Source organism: Leptolyngbya sp. GB1-A1 (genome assembly GCF_039962475.1).
Taxonomy (GTDB): domain Bacteria; phylum Cyanobacteriota; class Cyanobacteriia; order Elainellales; family Elainellaceae; genus Leptolyngbya_A.
Genome location: NZ_JAMPLI010000001.1, coordinates 454635 through 460818 on the forward strand (window position 1 = coordinate 454635; position 6184 = coordinate 460818).

The following is a 6184-nucleotide window of genomic DNA, read 5'->3' on the forward strand; positions in this document are numbered from 1 at the left end:
TCTTCTCGCCATGCCCAAACTTTCTCAATCGACTGTTTATCAAGCCAGCGCGATCGTTTTATCGCTGCTGTTTATTGCCGTTGTCATTGTTCTGGTGGGCGGTTCTCCGATCGAGGTGCTGACGAATATGTTTTCTGGGGCATTTAGCACTTCTGATCAGGTTGCGCGGGTCGTGATGACGCTGGTTCCGCTCGTGCTTTGCACCTGTGGACTGCTGTTTACCTTCACGGCTGGGCTGTATAACCTGGGCATTGAGGGACAGATTTCCTTCGGGGCGATCGCCTCCATGGTTCCGATTCAATTGTTTCAGGATGTGCTGCCGCCGTTTGTGGTGATTGTGCTGGCAATTGGGGCAGGCATTGTGGGCGGGGCATTGTGGGGACTGCTGACAGGCATCCTCAACGTCTACGGGCGCATCAATGAAATCTTTGCCGGACTAGGACTTAACTTTGTCGCCGACGGGCTGGCAATTTATCTGATTTTTGGTCCCTGGAAACGTCCGGGCGTTGCCTCCATGAGCGGCACAGAGCAGTTTAGCGAATCCCTCTGGCTACCTACCTTTGGCAGCACAGGAGCAAGTCCGATCGCCTTAATTCTGGCTCTGCTGGTGCTGGCAGCGACGATCGTGGTCATGCGCGGTACTTACTTCGGGCTGAAGCTCAAAGCGGTGGGTCAAAACCTGCGAGCCTCCTACGTTCTCGGCATCCCATCCATTCAGCAGCTTTTGAGCGCGTTTGCGATTTGCGGAGCCTGTGCCGGACTCGCGGGCGCATTGCAGGTGCTTGCCGTCTTCCATCGCTTGATTCCCACCGTTTCCAGCAATCTGGGCTATTTGTCGCTGCTGATCGCCATGCTCATCGGCTCGAATGCGTGGCTGATTCTCCCGATCGGCTTTTTCTTCAGTGCCCTCAACATTGGCAGCCTTCAACTTCCCCTCGCGCTCGATCTAGAATCCTCTCTCTCCGGCGTCATCCAGGGCACGATCGTTCTCTTCGCCCTCCTAGGACGGGGCTTCAGCCAGCGCAAACAATCGCCTACGCAACCCACAAGCTAACCCAAAAATTTGCGGCGATGGGCACGTCAGGACACCCACTCCACAAGATCCTGAATCCTATTCCCTGCTCCTCCCATTTCCCCGTCCCCTCACCCTTCCACTCATCCCCTCTCTACCCGCATGACTCCTGCCCAAATCATCGCCATTCTCGCCGTCGCGATCGCTACCTCCACGCCCCTGATTTTTGCTGCCGTCGGCGAAACGATTACCGAACGGGCTGGCGTCATCAACCTCTCTGCTGAAGGAACCATTTTGCTTTCAGCCATGGTCGGCTTTGCGGTCGCGAAAACCACTGAAGGACTGGGTACAGTGCCCTGCTTGCTGTTGGGATTTGGGGCGGCGGCGATTACGGGGGCAGCGATCGCGCTCATCGTGGCTTTTGGGGCACTGACGCTTCAGCAATCTCAGGTGGCGATCGGGTTTGTGCTGGCATTGCTTTGTGCTGATTTGTCTTCGTTTTTGGGCAACCCGTTTGTGCGAATTCCGGGTCCGGTTGTGCCCAGTTTCAAGCTGCCGCTGCTGCAAAATATTCCGCTCTTGGGACCGCTTTTGTTTCAAAGCGATTTGCTCGTGTATTGCAGTTATCTGCTGATTATTGGCACGGCGTTTTTCTTTTATCGCACCCGTCCGGGACTGATGCTGAGGGCGATCGGCGAACAGCCTGCGGCGGCGTTTGTGCGTGGAACGAATGTGGTGCTGATGCGCTATCTTTATACCCTATTGGGCGGCGCGTTGATGGGCATTGCCGGAGCAGCGTTTTCGCTCGACTTCAAAGCGGGCTGGAGTCATCGGCATACCGCAGGCTATGGCTGGATTGTATTGGCGATCGTCATCTTCGGCGGCTGGAATCCGTTACGGGCTGCGTTTGGCTGCTATCTGTTTGGCATTCTCCAATCTTTAGCCAGCGTTGCCCAAAGTGCGTTACCCAACGTTCCCACGCAGGTTCTCACCGTTGCTCCATTTGTATTGATGATTTTATTCCTCGTATTGACTTCAAGTGAATGGCTCGAACGGCTCCTCAAACGTCTTCCGCCTGCTGTCAGTCGATCGATCGGGCAAATGATTCACAGTACGCCGCCTGCCGCCTTGGGACGGGTGTTTCAGCAGGATTAAACAGGGTTAAATAGGAGGAACACGATGCAGCAAACTGTTCAGCAGAAAGCTCTAGCGGATTCTGTGATCTGGAATGACTGGTATGGGGTTGCCCGTTCCGTCGATCTTCAGCCGGGGGTTCTCGTTCCTGTGCGTCTTTTGGATGCCAATGTGGTACTTTGGCGGACTGAATCGGGTGAGGTTTGTGCCTGGGACGATCGCTGTCCCCATCGCAGTGTGCAGCTCTCTCAGGGAAAAATTGTCGCTGATCGCGTCATTTGCAGCTATCACGGGTTAGCCTATGCCCCGGACGGTCGATGTGTTGATGTGCCTGCTCATCCAGATTACATTCCGCCCAAGCAAGCCTGCGTTCGCCGCTATGCCGTGCAGGAAAAATATGGACTGGTGTTTGTTTCTCTAGGAGAACCGCAGCAGGAGATTCCCGACTTTGCTGAGTGGCATGATCCGGCGTACGGTCGCGTGATTACTGGACCTCATCCCTGTAGCGCGAACGGCTATCGGGCGATCGAAAACTTCCTCGACGTGGCGCATTTCTCCTTTGTGCATGAGGGCATTTTGGGCAGCCGCGAAAAGCCAGAAGTGGAAGATTACCAGGTGACGATCGATCAGTCTGGTGTGTGGCTCCACGACATTCGCTACTGGCAGCCCGACCCCGACGGTACAGGGCAGGGTGCGTTTGTGCAGTATGACTACTGGGCACTGCGTCCACTCGTTGCCGTGCTGCGAAAGACAATGCCAAATGGACATTTGCTCAATATTTTCTACTTTGTTACACCGGTCAGCGAAGTTGAGATGATTGGCTGGATGTGCCTCACGTTCAACTTCAAAGAAGAAATGGATGAAGCTGCCGCCCAAGCATTTCAGGAAAAAGTTTTTGCTCAAGATGGTGCAAATCTGGAATCCCACTCGCCTCAACAATTGCCGCTCTATACCCCGCAGCTCGAATTTCATTTGCCCTGCGATCGAGGGTCGCTTGCCTATCGCAAATGGCTCAAACAGTTAGGCGTTACTTATGGCACGATCTGATCTAATAACGTATTAATTTGAGTTAGAAATTCTATGTTTCAGCGCATTGTTGAACTGATGTATTTTGTACCCGATCGTCATGAAGCAACCGCTTGGTATGCCAAACTATTTGATGCTCCCATCACCTATCTCGATCATCCCGATCATTTTTTTGTGTTGGTGGGTGATCAGGAAATCTGGTTTAGTGAAGCCGATCGCAAAGTCTCTGCCGGAACTGCCGGGCAGGTCGCTTACTGGCGTGTTGACTGTTTCGATACTGCACTGGAAAAAGCGATGCAAATGGGTGCAGTTTTATATCGCGGTCCGCTCGATCGCGGCGATGGAAGCTGGATGTGCCAGGTCAAAGATCCGTTTGGCAATTTGTTAGGTTTCTTTGGGACTCGACGCAGCGAGTAATACTATTCGGGTCGCGTATTCTGCTCGATTCGACTCAGTAAATCAACGATCGCAATCAATCCCTGAGTTGCTAAATAAATAATTCCAATCAGCACGACAATCAGCAAAAACAAAACCATAATCAGCGACAGCGGAACGGGTGCGCCGACCACTCGAACACTGGTTAAAAAGAAAACGACGATCGCTACAATCAACAAACAGCCGACAATTTGAAGGGTTTTGGCGATCGCAACAAAGCGAGTATAGAGACGTTCAGATTCTAAGTTTTCAGGAGTCATCATTCAACAAAAAATAAGGGCAGGCTTAGCCCACCCCTTATTCTAAAGGACTTCACTCATTCTGATGTCAAACACCGTCTCAAAACTTATGCACCAACTGCTTCTTTTGCAGCATATAAAACCTCAGCCGTAATCGATTCAATTCCTCGATCGCGGGCAAACTTTTCGGTATTTCGCTTCACTTTGCCGCGCACAAATCCGGGAATTTTATTCAGTTCGGCTAAGCCATCTTTGCTCCAGTTGAGGTCAGATTCTGCCGACATGCCTTTGGTAATCACTTCTTTGGTATCGTGACCGCCAAAGATTTCCAGCAGGTGATCTTCCATGCCCAACGTGAAGGAGTTGTACACCAGATCCACAAGCTGGTTTGCGCCTTCATAGCCCACGTACGGACGATAGCCAACTGGGAAGTTCTGAATATGAATCGGAGCCGCAATCACGCCGCAGGGAATATCCAGACGCTTGCCGACGTGACGTTCCATTTGTGTTCCAAAAATGGCGGCAGGTTCTAAACGGGCGATCGCATTTCCGATTTCGGCGTTATCTTCGCTGATTAAGATTTCATCGCAGTATTCGCTGACCTGTTCCCTAAACCATTCCGCATCGTATTTACAGTACGTTCCCGCCAGCACAACGCGAATGCCCATTTCTCTTACCAAAACTTTCGTTAAAGCAGCCGCGTGCGTATTGTCGCCAAACACGACCGCTTTTTTTCCAGTCAGGTTCTGACAGTCGATCGATCGCGAAAACCAGACCGCCTGCGACACAAACCGCGTTTGCTCATCGATAAAGGGTTCGTAGTCTACGGTTGCGCCCTGCGCGTTGACAATTTGCTGAATTGCCCGAATGCACCGTGCCGTTTCTACGACACCCATCGGCGTGATATCCACAAACGGAGTACCAAACTGCGCCTGCAAATATTCAGCGGTCATCAAGCCCAGTTCACGATAGGGTAGCAGGTTAAACCAGGCGCGCGGCAGGGTTTTCAGCTCATGCACCGAAGCTTGATCAGGAATCACGACATTCACCTCAATGCCCAGATCGCCCATCAGCTTTCGCAGTTCGCGGCAGTCGTGCTGATTGTGGAAGCCCAGGGTTGAGATACCGATGATATTCACCGAAGGTTTCTCGGTTTTGTCGGTGATCAGTTCACCTTTTTTGCGAGCTTTGTCGATGTAGAACCGAACGATTTGCTGAAGCGTACGATCGGCTGCCTGAAGCTCATTGAAGCGATAGTGATTCACATCCGCCAGCAGCACATCGCCTTTTGCCTCGATCTGGGCACGCTCGACAAAGTTTTGCAAGTCTTCCTGGAGAATGCTGGAGGTGCAGGTTGGCGTCAGCACAATCAGATCGGGGTGCTCTTCGGCATCTTTGCGTGTGATGTTGTCCACCACTTTTTCCTGCGATCCCCGCGCTAATACATGGCGATCGACCACGCTTGTCGTCACGGGCGTAAAGTCGCGCTCTCGCTCCAGCATGGAACGCATGACGTTAAAATAATCGTCCCCCAGAGGCGCGTGCATGATGGCATGAACGTTTTTAAAGGAGCTGGCAATGCGTAGCGTGCCAATGTGAGCGGGTCCGGCATACATCCAGTAAGCCAATTTCATAAACCGAAAATCTCCGTATGCTGAGGGTCTTCACTCGACAAGGCAACGAGGCTGAGGATCAAGGTTGAAGCTGTTCTTGATTGTCTCAAACCTACGGCAAACTGGGGAAAGCACTTCTGCAGATGCTTCACATATTTTGGCGTGGAAACGATCGCTCAAACTGTTCTCCTGGTTCGGCTGCGGCGTTTTACATGTGGGGAGAAGGAGGGCGATCGGGCAATAATTCTTGATGCTTCGTTACCGATTTTCAGAGATTGCTAGCAGAGTCGGGATTAACATCGATTCGAGTGAGACAGAGCGTAAACCGACCCTTTGTTAGAGGTCGATCGCCTTACTCAACCTTTAGCCTGAAAGAGCCGTGTCCTAAAATTTCCTCATGAATCCGATCGTTACAGTGATTTTGCTGGCTCTGATTCTGGTTACGATCGTCTCTCCATTAGCTGCGCTTGCACCCTTGATGCTGATTGCAGCGTTTAGCGTACTGGCTTGGATGGGCTGGACGATTATTCGCGCCTTTTTTACGGGAGAAGTTGAGGGACGTTAGCAGCTATCGGGAATCGCTCTCTAACTAAAAAGCTCTCTAAGAAGGGGCTAGTAGTCTGCCAAGGGAACTTTGCCTGGTGGGGTTATTTCTGGTAAGGTGACTCAAATCCAGGAAGATCATTATGAGTCAGAAGCGTTACATCGTCGATTTAACGGATGCC

Annotated in this window: 7 protein-coding genes; 5 read left to right on the forward strand and 2 right to left on the reverse strand. The window is 51.9% G+C overall.

Annotation, left to right across the window (positions count from 1 at the left end; genetic code table 11):
- Positions 1-10: 10 nt before the first annotated feature.
- The 4 genes from NDI45_RS01995 (at position 11) to NDI45_RS02010 (ending at position 3589) form a co-directional block, all read left to right on the forward strand.
- Positions 11-1054, forward strand: a complete 1044-nt coding sequence (locus NDI45_RS01995; protein WP_190792710.1) for an ABC transporter permease — start codon at positions 11-13, stop codon at positions 1052-1054.
- Between the two features lie 120 nt (positions 1055-1174).
- A complete protein-coding gene (locus NDI45_RS02000; RefSeq protein WP_190792711.1) occupies positions 1175-2167 on the forward strand; it encodes an ABC transporter permease in 993 nt (330 codons plus the stop codon).
- Positions 2168-2191: 24 nt separating this feature from the next.
- Entirely contained in the window at positions 2192-3193 is a 1002-nt protein-coding gene (locus NDI45_RS02005) for an aromatic ring-hydroxylating dioxygenase subunit alpha (RefSeq protein WP_348245964.1), read from the forward strand.
- A gap of 33 nt (positions 3194-3226) precedes the next feature.
- Positions 3227-3589, forward strand: coding sequence for a VOC family protein (locus NDI45_RS02010; RefSeq protein ID WP_190792713.1), 363 nt, complete (start codon positions 3227-3229; stop codon positions 3587-3589).
- Between the two features lie 2 nt (positions 3590-3591).
- On the opposite strand, the gene NDI45_RS02015 is transcribed toward NDI45_RS02010, so the two are convergent.
- Both NDI45_RS02015 and bchB read right to left on the reverse strand, forming a co-directional pair.
- Complete coding sequence (locus tag NDI45_RS02015) at positions 3592-3867, reverse strand: hypothetical protein (protein WP_190792714.1); 276 nt, start codon at positions 3865-3867, stop codon at positions 3592-3594.
- An 86-nt stretch (positions 3868-3953) separates the two neighbouring features.
- Positions 3954-5480: a ferredoxin:protochlorophyllide reductase (ATP-dependent) subunit B gene (gene bchB, locus NDI45_RS02020; RefSeq protein WP_348245967.1), complete on the reverse strand. Its 1527-nt coding sequence runs from the start codon at positions 5478-5480 to the stop codon at positions 3954-3956.
- A gap of 376 nt (positions 5481-5856) precedes the next feature.
- Between bchB and NDI45_RS02025 the strand changes: the two genes are divergently transcribed.
- Positions 5857-6024 (forward strand): hypothetical protein, encoded by a 168-nt coding sequence (locus NDI45_RS02025; RefSeq protein ID WP_190792716.1) that lies wholly within the window; start codon positions 5857-5859, stop codon positions 6022-6024.
- Positions 6025-6184: the final 160 nt, after the last annotated feature.